The organism is Pseudomonas sp., from assembly GCF_028293835.1.
Taxonomy (GTDB): domain Bacteria; phylum Pseudomonadota; class Gammaproteobacteria; order Pseudomonadales; family Pseudomonadaceae; genus Aquipseudomonas.
In genome coordinates this window covers 42,803-59,027 of the sequence record NZ_JAQGNX010000180.1, presented here as the reverse complement: position 1 = coordinate 59,027, position 16,225 = coordinate 42,803, and the positions used below count along the sequence as shown (strand labels likewise).

General features: G+C 58.6%; 16 protein-coding genes. 4 read left to right on the top strand and 12 right to left on the bottom strand.

Going from position 1 to position 16,225, the window contains the following annotated elements; genetic code table 11:
- Nucleotides 1–119 precede the first annotated feature (119 nt).
- The 7 genes from JWR17_RS25220 to JWR17_RS25190 form a co-directional block, all read right to left on the bottom strand.
- Nucleotides 120–1,139: a transporter gene (locus JWR17_RS25220; protein ID WP_299835923.1), complete on the bottom strand. Its 1,020-nt coding sequence runs from the start codon at nt 1,137–1,139 to the stop codon at nt 120–122.
- A 126-nt stretch (nt 1,140–1,265) separates the two neighbouring features.
- Nucleotides 1,266–2,087 carry an aldo/keto reductase gene (locus tag JWR17_RS25215; protein WP_299835921.1) on the bottom strand — a complete coding sequence of 274 codons (822 nt, stop codon included), beginning with the start codon at nt 2,085–2,087 and terminating at the stop codon, nt 1,266–1,268.
- A gap of 227 nt (nt 2,088–2,314) precedes the next feature.
- Nucleotides 2,315–3,739, bottom strand: a complete 1,425-nt coding sequence (locus JWR17_RS25210) for an efflux transporter outer membrane subunit (protein WP_299835919.1) — start codon at nt 3,737–3,739, stop codon at nt 2,315–2,317.
- Nucleotides 3,736–4,656: an HlyD family secretion protein gene (locus JWR17_RS25205; protein ID WP_299835917.1), complete on the bottom strand. Its 921-nt coding sequence runs from the start codon at nt 4,654–4,656 to the stop codon at nt 3,736–3,738. The genes JWR17_RS25210 and JWR17_RS25205 overlap by 4 nt, the downstream gene beginning before the upstream one ends.
- Complete coding sequence (locus JWR17_RS25200; RefSeq protein WP_299835915.1) at nt 4,653–4,862, bottom strand: DUF1656 domain-containing protein; 210 nt, start codon at nt 4,860–4,862, stop codon at nt 4,653–4,655. The genes JWR17_RS25205 and JWR17_RS25200 overlap by 4 nt, the downstream gene beginning before the upstream one ends.
- On the bottom strand, nt 4,859–6,943 hold the full coding sequence (locus tag JWR17_RS25195) for an FUSC family protein (RefSeq protein WP_299835914.1): 2,085 nt from the start codon (nt 6,941–6,943) through the stop codon (nt 4,859–4,861). The genes JWR17_RS25200 and JWR17_RS25195 overlap by 4 nt, the downstream gene beginning before the upstream one ends.
- Nucleotides 6,940–7,392 carry a MarR family winged helix-turn-helix transcriptional regulator gene (locus JWR17_RS25190; RefSeq protein WP_299835912.1) on the bottom strand — a complete coding sequence of 151 codons (453 nt, stop codon included), beginning with the start codon at nt 7,390–7,392 and terminating at the stop codon, nt 6,940–6,942. Before JWR17_RS25190 ends, JWR17_RS25195 begins: the two co-directional genes overlap by 4 nt.
- 207 nt (nt 7,393–7,599) lie before the next feature.
- On the opposite strand from JWR17_RS25190, the gene JWR17_RS25185 reads away from it, so the two are divergent.
- Nucleotides 7,600–8,172, top strand: coding sequence for a YbhB/YbcL family Raf kinase inhibitor-like protein (locus tag JWR17_RS25185; protein WP_299835910.1), 573 nt, complete (start codon nt 7,600–7,602; stop codon nt 8,170–8,172).
- A 117-nt stretch (nt 8,173–8,289) separates the two neighbouring features.
- Here JWR17_RS25185 and JWR17_RS25180 read toward each other — a convergent pair whose 3' ends face one another.
- A complete protein-coding gene (locus JWR17_RS25180) occupies nt 8,290–9,681 on the bottom strand; it encodes a heavy metal sensor histidine kinase (protein ID WP_299835908.1) in 1,392 nt (463 codons plus the stop codon).
- Nucleotides 9,654–10,349 carry a heavy metal response regulator transcription factor gene (locus JWR17_RS25175; protein ID WP_299835906.1) on the bottom strand — a complete coding sequence of 232 codons (696 nt, stop codon included), beginning with the start codon at nt 10,347–10,349 and terminating at the stop codon, nt 9,654–9,656. The genes JWR17_RS25180 and JWR17_RS25175 overlap by 28 nt, the downstream gene beginning before the upstream one ends.
- Before the next feature lie 230 nt (nt 10,350–10,579).
- Here JWR17_RS25175 and JWR17_RS25170 point away from each other — a divergent pair, with 230 nt between their 5' ends.
- The 3 genes from JWR17_RS25170 (at nt 10,580) to JWR17_RS25160 (ending at nt 12,727) form a co-directional block, all read left to right on the top strand.
- Nucleotides 10,580–11,185 carry a hypothetical protein gene (locus tag JWR17_RS25170; protein WP_299835904.1) on the top strand — a complete coding sequence of 202 codons (606 nt, stop codon included), beginning with the start codon at nt 10,580–10,582 and terminating at the stop codon, nt 11,183–11,185.
- A 173-nt stretch (nt 11,186–11,358) separates the two neighbouring features.
- Complete coding sequence (locus JWR17_RS25165; RefSeq protein WP_299835903.1) at nt 11,359–11,967, top strand: cytochrome b/b6 domain-containing protein; 609 nt, start codon at nt 11,359–11,361, stop codon at nt 11,965–11,967.
- Entirely contained in the window at nt 11,960–12,727 is a 768-nt protein-coding gene (locus tag JWR17_RS25160; RefSeq protein ID WP_299835901.1) for a molybdopterin-dependent oxidoreductase, read from the top strand. The genes JWR17_RS25165 and JWR17_RS25160 overlap by 8 nt, the downstream gene beginning before the upstream one ends.
- Before the next feature lie 84 nt (nt 12,728–12,811).
- Here JWR17_RS25160 and efeO (JWR17_RS25155) read toward each other — a convergent pair whose 3' ends face one another.
- From efeO (JWR17_RS25155) to efeO (JWR17_RS25145), 3 genes are read right to left on the bottom strand one after another with little or no spacing between them, the layout of a single operon-like run.
- Entirely contained in the window at nt 12,812–13,633 is an 822-nt protein-coding gene (efeO, locus tag JWR17_RS25155; RefSeq protein WP_299835899.1) for an iron uptake system protein EfeO, read from the bottom strand.
- A gap of 26 nt (nt 13,634–13,659) precedes the next feature.
- Nucleotides 13,660–14,970, bottom strand: a complete 1,311-nt coding sequence (gene efeB / locus JWR17_RS25150) for an iron uptake transporter deferrochelatase/peroxidase subunit (RefSeq protein ID WP_299835897.1) — start codon at nt 14,968–14,970, stop codon at nt 13,660–13,662.
- 43 nt (nt 14,971–15,013) lie between these two features.
- Nucleotides 15,014–16,222: an iron uptake system protein EfeO gene (gene efeO / locus JWR17_RS25145; RefSeq protein WP_299835895.1), complete on the bottom strand. Its 1,209-nt coding sequence runs from the start codon at nt 16,220–16,222 to the stop codon at nt 15,014–15,016.
- Nucleotides 16,223–16,225 lie beyond the last annotated feature (3 nt).

Genomic DNA, 16,225 nt, shown 5'->3' with positions numbered 1-16,225 from the left:
CATAATCATTACAAAATGTGACAAATTTGCGATGGTAAGGAGACCCCGCGACCTATGGCTGGACAAAGGGTCATCTAGCCAAACGGAACCCCTACAGAGGCCGAGTTGGCCGACAGCACTCAATAATCATCCCGCTTGCGAAACGCCCAGCGGCCAGCGATGAGGGTAAACGTCGCGACCAAGGCCACCAGCACCCAAAACCCTTCGGGGTCTGTCGCCAGCGGAATGCCGCCGACGTTCATACCAAAAAAACCGGCAATGATGTTGATGGGCAGCGCGAGGACGGTCACTACGGTGAGGGTGAAGAGGGTGCGGCTGCTTTGTTCGTTGAGCTTGGCGGCGATTTCTTCTTGTAGCAGTTTGATTCGCTCGCCCAACCCGGTGAGGTCGCTGATGACCAATGCGGATTCGTCAGTGGACTGGCGCAGTTCCTGAACGTCCGCCTCTAGCAACCACGCGGGTGGGCGATTGAGCACGCGCATCAATGAACCGGGTTCCAACGCCAATAATCGGTGCAAGCGCACCAGTACCCGACGCATGGTCCCAAGGTCCGCGCGGTTGTCGCTCAGGCGCGAGGACAACAATTGGTCTTCAATCTTGTCGACACTGAGGGTAGTCTTACGCACGATTTGCTCAAGCACTTCGCCTTGATCGCGAAGCAAATGCGTCAGCAGTTCCAGCGGCGAACGGAAACACTCGCCACGTTTAACCGAATGTCGCAAGCGATCCACCGAATGCAAGGGCTGCTGCCGTGCGCTGACCATCAGGTGACTGCGCGTGCAGACCCATAAGGTGGAAATGTCCGAAGAAACCATACCGAAGTCGAAAACCACGTCGTTGACCACTGCCAGCAACGAATTATCGACGTGTTCGATGCGTGTCGAACGTGAGCCTTCGTGCAGCGCTTCGAAGAATTCTTCTGGCAGTTCAAGATTGGATTTCATCCAGCGCTGGCACGCTGCGTGCGCCAGGTTCAGGTGCAGCCAGATGAACTGTTCAGGGTCTTGGGGTGTGCGCAAACATTCCAGCGCGGCGGCTGAGTCGATCTCTTGGCCGCGCTCGCCAGGTCGAAAACGAAATCCATAGATCAGGCCGAACAGGTCTGAATCCCGACGGGTTTGCACAATGCTTTGGTTCATGAGCGCTCGCTGACCGGGGAAGCGCCTGTCAGGGGGCACAGGCTCGCCAAGGTCGCATCATCGCAAGCGCTTCTTACATTTTTGTTACGGTTTGCTTCAGGTGCTCAAACACGCCGTCACGCATACTCAAACCATCGCCAAATGTTGCTTGCGCAGAGGGGCAGGCCAGGTTTCTTCGATCGCACCCAGTTCTTCGTCGCTCAGAACCAGTTGCGCGGCGCCAGCGTTGAGACGCAAGTGGTGCGCATCGACCGCTTTGGGGATGGCAATAACGCCGGGATTACGTAACACCCAGGCCAGACAGACCTGGGCGGGCGTGGCATTGTGCCTATCGGCAATGTCGCGTAGCAGCGGGTGCTTCAGTAGACGCCCGCCCTGAGCAAGCGGGCAGTAAGCCATGAGCGGCATGCCGTTGGCCTGGCTCCACGGCAACAGGTCGAACTCGATGCCCCGCTGCTCGATGTTGTACAGCACTTGATTGGTGGCGCAGGCGGTATTGTTGAGTTCCAGCATGTCACTGACATCGAAGTTGGACACACCCCAGCGGCCAATTTTGCCTGCTTCGCGCAAGCGCTCAAAGGCTTCGGCGGTTTCTTCGAGGGGATACTGGCCGGGCCAGTGCAACAGGTAAAGGTCAATATAATCGGTGCCCAGGCGCTGCAAACTACGTTCGCACGCCGCCGGCAGGCCCTTGCGGCTGGAGTTGTGTGGGTAGACTTTGGTGATCAGATACACCTTGTCGCGGCGGCCGGCGATGGCTTCGCCGATAACCCGTTCTGCATCGCCTTCAGCGTACATTTCGGCGGTATCAATCAACGTCATGCCCAGTTCAATACCCAGGCGCAATGCGGCGACTTCTTCTTTTCGTTGAGACGCGTCTTCGCCCATGTGCCAGGTGCCTTGGCCGATGACCGGAACCGACGAGCCGGCGAGATCGAAAGTGCGCATGAATGGACGTCCTGCTGTGGGGTGATATTGACTCGGGCAGCAGGAATGGGGAGTGGTTCAAAGTTTAAGCGGAATGGAGGGCCTGCGGTTCTGCTGTTTTACGAGCCAGGATCAAAAGTTGATTTGCGTTTGGCTGCTGGCTTGACTGTCAGATTTGTATTGACCGCTTGGGGACCGCTTCGCGCTCCATCGCGAATGAACCCGGTCCCACAGAACCCTCAAAAGCCCTACTTCCTGGCACTCTCCCAACCACCCCCCAACGCCAGGAATAAATCGATTTGGCCCATGGCAACCTGCGTATTGGCCGACGCCAGTTGTGCCCGCACGTCGGTGTAGGTCCGGGTGGCTTGCAGGTCGGCGAGGAATGAAGCACGCCCAGCCTGGAAGAACCGGTGGGTTTGGTCCGCTGCCCGTTGCGCTGATTGCTGGGCGTCTGCCAATGCGTCGCGGCGTTCCAGCAGAGCGGTGTATTGCGCCAGGCTGGTTTGGGTTTCGCGGATAGCGTTTAACACCGTGCCGTCGAAACGTGCCAACGCTGCTTGGGTCGAGGCCTCGGCTTCGTGGATGCGTGCCCGTGAACCGTTGGACGGAACGGTCCAGTTCAGCAGCGGGCCAAAGCCCCAGCGGTTGGTGGCCGGTTTGCCGATGTCGTCGAGAATGCCCACGGAACCGATGGTCGCGCCGATGCTGATGTCCGGGTACAACTCGCCCGTGGCCACACCGATGTCGGCCGTCGCAGCCGCCAGTCTGCGCTCTGCTTGACGCACGTCCGGCCGACGCTTGAGTAACGCTGCGCCGTCACCCACCGGCATCACTTGCGCGATGTGCGGCAGTTCTTTGCAGGTGGCGACACCCGCCGGCAGTTGGTCGAGCGGTTTAGCCAGCAGCATGGATAAGCGAAACAGCCCTGACTGACGCGCTGCGGTATAACGGGGCAACTCGGCGCCCAAGGATTTGAATTGTGTTTGCGACCGGGTGACTTGGGTTTCATCGCCGCGCCCAGCGTCACGCAGACGCTGGGTCAGCTTCAGGCTTTGCTGTTGCAGGTCCAACGATTGCTGGGCGATACCCCGTTCTTCGTTGGCCGCGCAGACTTGGGTATAGGCCCGCACCACATCGGCGACCAAGGTGATACGCGCGGTGTCAGAGGCTGCCTGAGTCGCATCGGCGTTGGCTTGCGCCGCTTCGATGCCGCGTTGCAGCGTGCCGAACAAGTCGAATTGATACGAGGTGGTGATACCGACATCAGCGACGTTGGCGACCGGGACTTTTTCCGTCAACAAATACGCTTCGCCTGATTCCTGCAAACGCTGTGCGCCGAGGGTCGCACTGCTGTGAAAACCGCCCGCTGCCTGGGCCTCTGCAACCTGCATGCGCGCGCGCGACAGGTTGGCCGCGGCGACGCGCAGGTCGGTGTTGGTCGCCATGGCTTGTTCAATCAACTGGTTCAGGCGTTGGTCCTGGTACAACCGCCACCAGTCTTCAGGGACTGGTGCCGAAATGGCGTCGACGCCTTTGCCCGCCAATTCACCTTGCAAATCCGGACGATTCAGCGCGGCGTCTTTGGGCACATCATAGTTCGGGCCAACAATCTGGCACGCGGACAACATCAAGCTCAGCGCGAGCGCCGTGAAATGAACGCCGTGCTTCATTTCCCGGCGTCCTTGTTTTGGGTGTCTTTAGCATCATGCGCGGCCAAGTCGGCATCGTCGATCATCGACACGGTGGCGGTACGGCCGGCAATCATGCGAAAGTCATCGGGCACGCTGTCGAACGCGATGCGCACCGGAATCCGCTGCGCCAGGCGCACCCAACTGAACGCTGGGTTAACGTTTGGCAACAGGTTGCTGCCACTGCTGCGATCCCGGTCTTCGATACCGGCGACGATGCTCTGCACATGGCCCCGTAGACGCGAGTGATCGCCAATCACCCGGATATCCACAGGCTGGCCGATATGAATGCCAGACAGTTTGGTTTCTTCGAAGTAGCCATCGATGTGAAACGACGTACCGTCAACCACCGACAGCACGGCACGGCCCGCGGTGACATACTCCTGCGCCCGGGGCGCACGGTCGTTGAGGTAGCCGTCCACCGGGCTGCGAATCACCGAACGATCAAGGTTCAACTGCGCCGCGTCCACCGCCACTTGCGACTCGCTCAAGGCCGCCAGGCCGCGGGCTTCACGTGATTGGCCCTCTTCCAATTGTTCCTGGGCGACCAGATTGCCCAACCCACGGTTACGTTTGTTTTCGCGACGGGCTTGTTCGTAAGCTTCCTGCCGTTCGGCCACCGTGGCTTTGGCCTGGCGCAAAGCCAGACGGAAGCGGTCCTGGTCGATGGCGAACAGCACTTGGCCTTTGCTCACCACTTGGTTATCCACAACGTCGACTTGCTGGATCAAGCCAGAAACGTCCGGGGCTATTTGCACCACGTCGGCCCGGATATGCCCGTCCCGTGTCCAGGGCGCGAACATGTAGTACATCACCATGCGCCAGACAACGACACTGGCAAGCATCACAATCAGTAGGGTCAGGACCACGCGGCCCAACGTCAGTAAAGGTTTTTTCATTTCATCAGGTATCGACTGAGAGTATCCACCGCGCCGAGCAGCAGAGCGTATAGACCTACGTTAAACAAAGCCCGGTGCCAGACCAGACGATAAAAGTGGGCGCGGTTCAGCAGCGCATGCACCCCCAGGTAAAGCACGTACGTAATACCCATCACCACCATTAGCGTGGGTAAAAATATTCCACTGATGTCCACATCACCGATCATAGCGGCGCTCCGTCGAGTCCATAGGGCGGTTGTTCTTCGAATTCGCCTGCGGCAACGATCTCCACACCTGGCAGCAGGGCCAGGCGCAGACCGCTGAGGGCATGCAGCAAATGGATGCGAGTCGGATCGTCACCCATCCAGGCAAATGTCATTGAGCGCCGTGCCCGGTCCATGGTCATCAATAACCCCTTAGGGGCGGGCAAGCGTTCGCGGGCATCAAGGCATGCCTGAAAATAGGCGCTAACCTCATTGATCACCTGACGCAGCAGGCCTTGCGGCACCGGGTGTACGCGGGGCAGATAGGCCAGCAAATCCAACAGGTTGAGGGTGACCCGCAGTTCGCGCAGGGCGATGCCGCTGTCTTGTGCGGTGATGGTCAGGCGCGGCAGATGCTGCATCAAACGGTCGAGCATTTTGACGCCCATTTTCCGGTGTTCAGATAACGTTGCCGGCTCGCTGAGGCTGGCGATGTCGCGCCAGCCGAAACGAGTCAAGCGTTTGGCCGCAAACTCGACGCCGAACGGGCGCACCACCAAGGTCCAGACAAAGGCGAACAGCAGACCGATAGGCCCGGCCATGTTGTTGTTGATGAACACCAGGAAGTCAGTGTCGTAGGTGCCCTGGATACTGATGAACGTTGCCGTGTTGACCAGCGTCAGCAAGGTGCCAAGGTAAAAGCGTGGTTGCACGGTGAGCGTGGCGATCCAGATAAAAGGAACGGCAAACGCGAGGACCAGCATCGGAAAGTCGTTGATGTTTGGCAGCACGACAAACAGGTACAGGCTGGAAAGGAGGACCGCCACAGAGGTCCAGAAAAAGAACCGATAAATCTGCGGCGCCGGGTCGTCCATGGCCGCGAAGAAACTGCAGGATACGGCCGCGAGGATCACTGCGCTGCCACCCTCGGGCCAGCCCAGCAGGATCCACAAGACTGAAGCAACAATGATTGCCGCGACCCCGGACAGTACCGAATACAACATCAGCCCACGGTCCAGAAACGGCGTCAACCGACCCAGCCGCCAGTGCCGATACACTGCGCGCCATGTCGATTGATCGTCGTTGCGCAGGGCATGCTGCAGGCTGCGGCAGTCTTGCCACAAATCCACCCATTCGCCCAAGCGAAACAAGGCGTTGGACAGCAGTAACTGATGGCGATCATCCAATTGCGCGGGGCTCGGTTGCAATTGTTCCAGCTTGGCGCGTAACGCCTGCCACTTATCCACAGCCGCGCTTTTGTCGGTGCCCTGCAACCAGATATGCGCTTTGTACAACGCAAATTGCAAGAGCGCCACCAGCTCTGGGGAGCGCCGTTCGACGGCCCATATGGCGTCGTCCAACGCATCGATCACGGGCAATAGATGAATCATTCGGCCGCGCAGTTCTTTGCTGTTGCGCAGGCTTTGTTGACGAACTCCTTCATGGGACAACTGGCCGATCATCAGCTCCAGGGAATTGAAGCTGCCGACCATGGCCGTGCGTAGCTGACCGATCTCTTCGGGCTGCTGACTGCGGGTCAGAAATCGCGCGCTGTAAGCAGAGGCGTCGGCAAACCATTTGTTTGCCGTGTCCATCACCACTGGCGCCAGGTGCCGTGGCCAGAACATCGCGCCGATCACGGCGGCGCAGACGATGCCGAGAAAAATTTCCTCGGTTCGGGCCACGGCAATGTCGAACACCGCCAACGGATTATCCACCACCGGGAAAGCAATCAGCGGCATGGTGTAGCCGGCAAGCATCAAGGCGTAGCTGTTGGCGGTGCGCAGGTGCAACGACAGAAACAGCAAGGTGCCCGTCCACAGGGCGATCACAATTGCCAGCAAGAGGGGGGTTTGCACGAACAGCGGCACAAAAAACACCGCTGCGGCGGCACCGACGAAGGTGCCGACGGCGCGGTACAGCGCCTTGGAACTGGTGGGGCCGACGAAGGGGCTGGAGACGATGTACACAGTGGCCATGGCCCAATAAGGACGAGGCATTTCCATGATCAAGGCGATGTACAGCGCGACCATCGACGCGGCGAAAGTGCGCAGGCCAAAAAACCAGTCCCGTGCAGGCGGCACGCTGGCAAAAAAGCCCTTCATTGCACCCACTCCGCGCCCAACTGTCCGGCTTCTTCAAATGCATGCAATACGCGCAGGGCGGCTTCCAGATCATTGACGTCGACGTTTCTCAGCACCTTGCGGCGCAGGCTTTGCAATTCAGTTTCGATGGACAAAGCCAAGGCGCGTCCGCTGTCGGTAAGGCTCAGGGACTTGGCGCGGCGGTCAGTGGGGTCTGCCGTGCGCAGGACGATATTGGCGGCACACAGCTGGTCAAGCAGGCGTACCAACGATGGGCTCTCGAGGCCCGAAGCCTGAGCTACAGTCACTTGGCGCACGCCATCACCCAAGCGCAATATCATCAGCAACGGCATCGCACAGGCTTCGGAAATGCCGTAGTTGACCAAGGTGTTTTGGCAAATTCGGCGCCAATGACGAGAGGCGGCGACGACGCTGCGGCTGATGCTCATTTGCAGTAGATCAGGGGTCATGACGTCGCCAGCGGAAAATTGTTGGGGTTGATATTATTAGGATGCTAACTAATATCTTGTAACAGTGTTGCTGTGACGTCAACTGGCATTTTTGCTGACTGACTTGATGAATTTGCACAGGGTCCGGCAGTCCAACGGTTCATCTATTAGGGGCGCGGGCATTCCGTGACCCGATTTCCAAACGTGTTTAATCGACAGGTAACCGGCATGAATCGTTCATTGGGAAACTTTTCCACCCGAAGCTGGTTGACCGTGGGGGTATTGGCCTTGTGTCTGCACATGACGGCCGAGGCCGCGCAGCCGCATTTCAGCCTGGCCATGCCGGACGCCGAAGACAATGCGTTTTTCTCTCCGGACAATGCCGCCAGCGCCAACGGTTGCGGCGGCAAAAATATTTCGCCGGCGTTGTACTGGAGTAACCCGCCACAAGGCACGCAAAGTTTTGCATTGATAATGCATGACCCGGATGGCCAGAAGGGTTTGGGTGTGGACCACTGGGTGCGTTATGGGTTGCCATTCAGCATTGCAGAGATTGTGACTGGCGTAGGGGGAGAGTCAAAACTGGAAGGCATGGGCGGGGTGAACACCCGAGGCACGACGGACTACATGGGGCCATGCCCGCCACCGGGTGATAGCCCCCATCATTTTGTGATCCAGCTGTATGCCCTTGATTTGGCCCATGACGCATTGAAGCCAGGCCTGACCGGGGATGAACTGCGCGCGGCAATCAAAGGCCATATTTTAGGGGTGAGCAGCGTGGTTAGGCGCTATCAGCGGTAGATCCTCCGGCCACATTGATCTTTGTAAGAGCCAACGTGTTGGCGAGAGGTTGGATGCGGTGGATCGGGTACACCGCCTCGCCAACACGTTGGCCCCTACAGAGGTCGTGTGGCTGCCTCAGGCTGGAAACCCCAGCGCAAACCGAATCCTGCCCTCCACGGGTTGAGTCACTTCAACCCTCCCGCCGTGCAGGTGCATGATGGCGGCGACGATGGCCAGGCCCAAGCCGTTAGAGTCGGAGCTTTGGTGGCGGGAGGCGTCGCCGCGGTAGAAGCGGTCGAAGAGTTTGGTCAAGGCGGCTGCTGCCAATACGGGGCCTTGATTTTCTACCTGAATCAGCCATTCACGATGACGTTGTTCCACCACCACCAGGATCTCGCTTCCCTCGTCGGCGTAGCGAATTGCATTGGCGACCAAATTGCTCAGCGCCCGACGCAGCAGGATCGGATCAGCGTGTAACGTGCCGCCACCCGTGGTGTGCAAGGTCAACCGGCGCTCTTCGGCCAGGCCTTCAAAATACCCCGCTACGCGCTGCATTTCGTCCTCAAGATTCAGCGGTTGGCGCTGCAGCACTGACTGAGCTTCATCGGCCCGAGCCAGGAACAGAATGCTTTCTACCAACCGCGAGATACGCTCCAGCTCCTCCAGATTCGAAGCCAACAATGCCTGGTATTCATCGACGCTGCGAGTTTGCCGCAGCGCCACCTGGCAGTGGCCCATCAACGAACCCACCGGCGTACGAATCTCATGCGCTAAGTCGGCGGAGAACTGCGTCAAGCGCTGGTAGCCGTCCGACAAGCGATCAAGCATGGCGTTGAAGGCTTCGCTGAGCTGATGCAATTCAACCGGCGTATCCTGTCCATCGAGGCGGCGGTCGAGCCGCGCCGGAGTGATATCCGCGGCATGGGCAGCCATTCGCCGCAAGGGCCGCAAGCCACGGCGCAGCAGCAGGTAACCGAGCAGGGCAGTGACGATGAAGGCCAAGGTCACGGCGGCATACAGGCGTTGGCGAAAGGTGGCGAGCATGGCCATTTCCTTAGCCATCACGTGGGCCGCCACTAAGTGCAACTCGGTGCCCCCCGAGAGTATCTGCGCCGAGGCAGCGCGTAAGGGCACCCCTTGCAAACTCATGCCGCTGCGCAGATCAGCCTCGGTCAGCACCCGATCCTGGCCAACCACCTGTAATTGCGGCAGTGGCGCATGCAGCGGATTGACCGAGATCACTGGCGGTTTGTCTGGCTCGCCCAGGATAAAAATATCGTCTTCGTTGTCGAGCATGTTTTCGAACAGTTGCGGGCTGCCCTTGAACTTGTCCAGCGTCAGGTCGTAACGTAGCAATTTGCGAAAGTGATCAAGCCGCGCCAGCACCGCGTGGTCGCTGCGCAACATGACCGTTTCCTTGATCGATTCGTACAAGTACAACCCTGCACCCGCCACCGTCAGCATCGCTACCAACGCGAACGCCAGCGAAGCGCGCAGGGTCAGGGATGGCTGGCGTCGGGCGCGCATGCTCGTACCTCGCAGACATAACCGATGCCGCGCACGGTATGGATGAGTTTCACCGGATAGGGTAGATCGATTTTGCTGCGCAGGCGTTTGATCGCCACATCAACCACGTTGGTATCGCTGTCGAAATTCATGTCCCAGACCTCAGAGGCTATTTGCGCCCGGGACAGTACATCGCCTTCGCGGCGTAATAGAAGGTGCAACAGCGCGAACTCTTTATTGGTTAGCACGATGACCTGCTGTTGACGGGTGACACGACGGCGCAACAGGTCCAGTTCCAGGTCGGCGAGATGAAAATGGTCTGCCTCGCGAACCACCCCTCGACGTAGCACTGTGCGGATGCGCAACAGCAGTTCGGTGAAGGAAAACGGCTTGATCAGGTAATCGTCGGCGCCCAGCTCGAGGCCGCGAATACGGTCTTGCAATTGATCCCGGGCGGTAAGAAACAGCACTGGCACGTCTTGCTTGGCGCGCAGCACTTCGATGATCTGCCAGCCATCGATGCCGGGCAGCATGACGTCGAGCACGATCAGGTCATAGCGCTGTTCCAGGGCCATGTGCAGGCCGTCAGCACCGTGCTGTGTCCAGTCGACTTTGTAGCCGGATTCGCCGAGGCCCTTTTTCAGGTATTCGCCGGTTTTGGTGTCGTCTTCGATGAGCAGGATGTGCATCGAGTGTGGCTCCTTCCAACGAGGAGCGTTGGGCATGGTCGGCGCGTTCAGGCGGTGCTCAAAACACGCATCGGAGCTGAAGTTTAACCAAGTGCCAAGCGGGTGTCGGTGACATTTTTGTCATCCGCCAAACGCGCCCGGCAAATGACAAAAATGTCATTCGCCGGTCATGGTACAGCGCCGGTTCGAGGGCCATGATGAATGCCACTTCAACCCAACCAGGTAATGACATGAAGATTGCATTGTCCACCACGTTCGGCCTCCTTTTGCTCAGCGCGGCCGTTATGGCCCAAGCGGCAGACATGCCGGTCGTCAAACCCGTGCGCGGCACCATCGACAGCGTGCAGGCTGATACCTTGAGCTTCACTGACCGCGCCGGTAAGCATGAAACCATCGGGCTGACTGACAAGACCGCGATTCGAGTGATCTCAAAAACCGAGCTTACTTCGATCAAGTCCGATAGCTTCGTCGGTTCAGCCGCAGCAGCTCAGCCAGACGGCACGCTCAAAGCACTGGAAGTGACCGTGTTTGAACCCAGCCTGAAAGGCAGCGGCGAAGGCCATTACGGCTGGGAAAATGCGGATGGCACCACCGGCACCATGACTAACGGCACTGTGGGGAAAATCACCGGAACCACCGGCCGGACTCTGACGGTTATGTACAAAGGCGGCGAGAAGCAGTTGGTTGTGCCTAATGACGTGCCAATCGCTTATGTTGAACCAGGTAAGCGTGAGCAGTTAGTGGCCGGTGCTAAAATCGTATTGTTCCCGGCTGAAGACGGTAAAACCGCTCGCGGTATCGCGGTTGGCAAAAACGGTTTTGCACCGCCGATGTAAGCTGGATTCGCTGCCACAGGAATGCAGGCGATGGTTACATTCTCTGTAGGAGCTGCCGAAGGCTGCGATGGGCGTCCATAGAGATCGCAGCCTTCGGCAGCGCCTACAGTAGATCCAGGCACCGCCTGCATATTCCCGAAGGCGACCCATCAATCCTAGCGCAGGAGGCAGCCATGAGTACCCGACGTATCCACCCCTGGCCGGTTCGGCTTACCCATTGGCTGAACGCGATTGGCATGGTTGGCATGTTCATGAGCGGCTGGGGTATCTACAACGCTTCACCGTTGTTTGCATTCAATTTCCCCCGCAGCATTACCTTGGGCGGTTGGCTCGGTGGCTCCATTGCCTGGCACTTGGCGGTCATGTGGTTACTGGTGGTCAACGGCCTGGCCTACGTGTTGTATGGCGTTTTCAGCCGCCACTTCAAGCGCGACTTATTACCGGTCTCGGTCAGCGCGATAAGACGCGATTTTATCGATGCCTTGCGTTTTCGCCTGGCGCACCAGCATGGGCGTTATAACGCGGTGCAACGCCTGTCATATTGGCTGGTACTGGCGTTGGGCGTTCTGGTGCTGCTGTCCGGGCTGTCGATCTGGAAACCGATTCAGCTGCAAGGGCTGGTCAATCTGTTTGGTGGATATGACTTCGCTCGCTTCGTGCATTTTGGTGCCATGGCCGGAATTGGCGCGTTTGTCGTCGTTCATTTGGCGCTGGTGTTGCTGGTTCCGCGGACCTTTTTGCCGATGATCACCGGCGGCACTCGGGAGAATTCCAATGACTGACCCCAAACAGCGGCCGCCTCGAATCATCCTGGAGCCGGCGCAGCAGACTGCGTTGTTCAAACTGCAACGCCGCTCGTTTTTGCGCGCGGGTCTGACCCTCGGCGCTGTGTCGATGCTGACTGGCTGCAATCTCGAAGGCGACGATGCCGTGGATAAAACCCTGTGGGCCATGTCGCGCTGGAACGACCGGGTTCAGGCCTGGCTGTTCAGCGGACAGAAACTGGCGCAGACTTACGACAAGTCGAAACTCACCACTCCGTTTCCGTTCAACGCGTTTTATGCCGAATACAACGTCCCGGACCTGGATATATCCACCTACAGCCTGGGGGTCTCAGGATTGGTACGGGACAAGCAACCGTGGACCCTTGACGGCTTGCGCAAGCTGCCGCAACGCACCGACATCACGCGGTTGATCTGTGTCGAAGGTTGGAGTGCGATTGGCCAGTGGGGCGGGGTGCCGTTACGTACGTTTCTTGAACACATTGGTGCTGACACCACCGCGAAGTTCGTCGGCTTCAAATGCGCCGACAAGTACTACTCAAGCCTTGATATGCCCACCGCATTGCATCCACAGACCTTGTTGGCACTGGACTTCGGCGAAGTCGCACTGCCACCGGATTATGGTTATCCGTTGCGGGTTCGGGTACCGACCAAATTGGGGTTCAAGAATCCCAAGCACATCGTCGAATTGTTCGTGACGAATGACTACCCGGGCGGGTATTGGGAAGATCAGGGGTACAACTGGTTTAGCGGGAGTTGATACCAGAATCGCAGCCTTCGGCGGCCCCTACGGGATCGCGCTGGACCTGTAAGAGCTGCCGAAGGCTGCGATTGGGTTTTATGCTTAGTTCAGACCCAGCTTGCCACGCAGTGTGGACAGGTCTTCTGCCAAAGTGGTAACCGGGCCAGTCAGTGCTTTACGGTCGTTGGCGGTGACTTTGTCGTAAGACTCAAAGCCGCCGTCCTTGGTTTTGTACTTGGCCAGGATCTTGTCGACCGCAGCGAAGTTCTTGTCGACCTTGTCGGCGAACGCTTTGTCTTGTTTGACGATTTGCGGGTGGAACAAGTCGACGATTTTCTTCGCGCCGTCAATGTTGCCCTGGAAGTCATACAAATCAGTGTGGCTGTAACGGTCTTCTTCACCGGAAATTTTGGTCGCGGCGACCTCTTCCAGCAAGGCAGCAGCACCACCAACAACTTTCTCTGGCGGGAACGTCAGGCCGGCAACGCGGGTTTGCAGCTCTTTGACGTCGTTATTCAGCTTGGTAGCCAGGTCGCTGAGACCTTCTGTGGTTTTCTTCTCGAACAGGGTGTATTCGATGCGGTGGAAGCCGGTGAAATCCGGGGCATCCACGTTGTCACCGTGGTCATCAACACGGGAGTCGATGGCCTTGTCGAGGTCGTCGAACAGCTCGGCAATCGGCTCGATGGCTTCATACGATACGCGGGTCGTCGGGTACAGCTTCTGGGCTGTTTTCAGGTCGCCTTTCTTGATGGCGTCGGTGAACTTCTGAGTGTCAGTACCCAGGGTGTCCAGCTGTTCGGTGACATAAATCTTGTAGTCGGAAACGGGTCCTACCAAGTCCAGCGGCGCCGTGGCTGCGAAAACGAACGGAGTCTGGAGCAAGCCAAGGGTAAGCATTAATGCGAGAGGCGACTTTTTCATGGGACGTTTCCGGGTAGGGTTAGGGATCATGCGGTTTTTGTTGAGGTTGAAGCGGCAAGCAGCGAACGGCCGATAAAGTCTTGATCGCTGACGACACCGGGCAAGGTGAAAAAGTAACCGCCGCCAATGGGCTTGAGGTACTCCTCCAGAGGTTCGCCATTGAGGCGGGTCTGCACCGTGATAAAACCTTTTTCCAGATCAGACTGGTAACAGATGAACAACAGGCCCATGTCGAGCTGACCGTTTTTGCTCACGCCGTTGGAATAGTTGAATGGACGGCGCAGAATCCGGTTGCGCTCAGTGGCAGCGGTGCGTGGGTTCGCTAAACGGATGTGGGCATCCATTCGCGTGACTTTGCCTTCCGGATCGGCCACAAAATTGGGCTCGTCGCTTTCCTGCTTGCCATCCATCGGCGCGCCCGTCGCTTTGTGGCGGCCAAAAATCGATTGCTGTTCCTGCAGGGGGGTCCGGTCCCAGCGCTCAACGAAGTTACGGATGATCCGCACCGCTTGATAACTGCCGTTGGTAGCCCAGGCGGGTTCGTCGACGTCGGGCTGTACCCACACCAACGCATCCATGGCTTTCTGATCGCTGGAGTCCGGGTTGGCGGAGCCGTCGCGGAATCCCAGGAAATTGCGTGCGCTTTCTGCCGGTTGACCGGGTTTAAGCGGCGCTTGTGGCGGCACGGTGCCTTCCTGCTTCCAACGCACCAGAAGCAAATCGGGCAAGTTTTTTACAATGTCGCGTAGGGCGTGGATGTTGCTGTCCGGCGTGTTGGAGCAGAACTGAATGCTCAAGTCGCCATGGCAGCAGTCAGGTTCCAGGGCGTCGTTGGGAAAACCGACCATCTCTATCAGGCGCTTGGGTTTTACCGACTCAAGGCCGAAACGCTCATCGAACAACGAAGCGCCTACAGAAACCGTGACCGTCAGGTTGTCCGGCGTGACCACCGGGCCGAGGATCCCGGAATCGGTGGGCGGAAACTTTTCGTCAACCTGCGGCACTGTGCCGCCCTTCATCAGAAACGCGATGCGCTCGTTCAGCGTGCGGAACAGGCGCTCCAAATCTTCACGGTCCGTGGCCAGCACGTCGAACGACACCAGCATGCCAGCGGCGGGGCGCGGGGTAACGATCCCGGTCTGATGAAGACCGTAGAAATCGTGATGATCGTGAGTCTGCTCGCTGTGCGGTGCTTCGGTCACTTTCGCCGGTGTGGCCGCCAGAACGTTGCCGCTCAGGCTGCTGCCGGCCAACGCTGCGCCCGCCGCGCCGAGGCCCAGAAGCACTCGGCGGCGTTGAACTGACTCTGGAGCATCGGTGTTCTTTGAATCTTTCATGGGGGTACGTCTTCGCTCTAATTCAAAATCGAGAGGACACTGTTCAGAGACCAGAGAGGCCTAATGCCGGATCGATTCCATCGAGTGCATCGGCCAGTGCCGAGGCCTTGTCTGCGATCTGCTGACGTTGTTCAGCCGTCACTTGGTCATACGGGCGGTAAACGCCATCGGTACTGAAACCCTTGATCTGCGCATCCAGCGCGGCGGTGGCACTGTCAATGCGTTTGAGCAGGTCGACGTTAGAGGTGCTCAACAGCGGCCGCATCAGCTCGATAACTTTGCGCGTGCCGTCCAGGTTGGCGGCAAAGCCATTCAGGTCGCTGTGGCTGTAACGTTCTTCTTCACCTTTGCTGCGAATGTCCGCAAGGCTACGCAGGGAGTGGACGACGCCACCGACCAACTGTTCAGGCTGCATCGACTGCGCCAGCAATTGTTGCTTGAGACTGGCGACGTCGGCTTGTAGCTTCTGCACCACCGGGCCCAGCCCCTCGACGGTGTGTTGGTCAAACAGGCTGTACTCAATGCGGTGGAAGCCACTGAAACCGGCATCTTGCTCGCGTTTTTCGTAGTAATCGGCACGGGCGTTGATTGCGTTATCGATTTCGGAGAATCGTTGGGCCGCAGGAGCAAGACGCTGGTAGGCAGCCCGGGCGGGCAGATAGGCCGCTTGCGCCTGGCTCAGTTCGCCGGCATCGACAGCGGCCTGCAACGCAATAACCGCCTTGAGCAGCGCCGAGCTTTGCAGGCTCATGTACACCCGGTATTCCGACAACGGGCCGAGAAACGCAGCCAGGGTAGGCTTGGCCTTGGCGAGGGCGTCGGACGCGGCGGTCGGAGTGACCTTCATGGTGCCGTGGGGATTGCTGAGCAAACCGCAGGTGATGGTGTAGTCACCTGGCTTGAGGTTGGCGTTGATCAGCGCACTCAAACCGGGCGCGATGTTCTCTCGCTCCTCGAGAACCATGACGCCATCGAGAATTTCCCACTCAACGGCACGTTCCGAGCGGTTGATGATACGAAATGCAGTACGCCCGGCCGGGACGGTCAGCGCGTTCGGTTCACAGTTATGGGCGTGAATGGTCACCGTCACTTCCGCGCTGTTGTTGGCCTGACGCTTGTGCATGGCGGCTTGGGACGCGTAGTAAAACAGTCCGCCAGCGGCAAGCATGACGATCACGGAACCGGCAACTGCCAAGCGCAAGACGCGGGTAGGCATGGCCTTCTCAGGAAGCCCGGTGGGGAGGTTCGACATGGG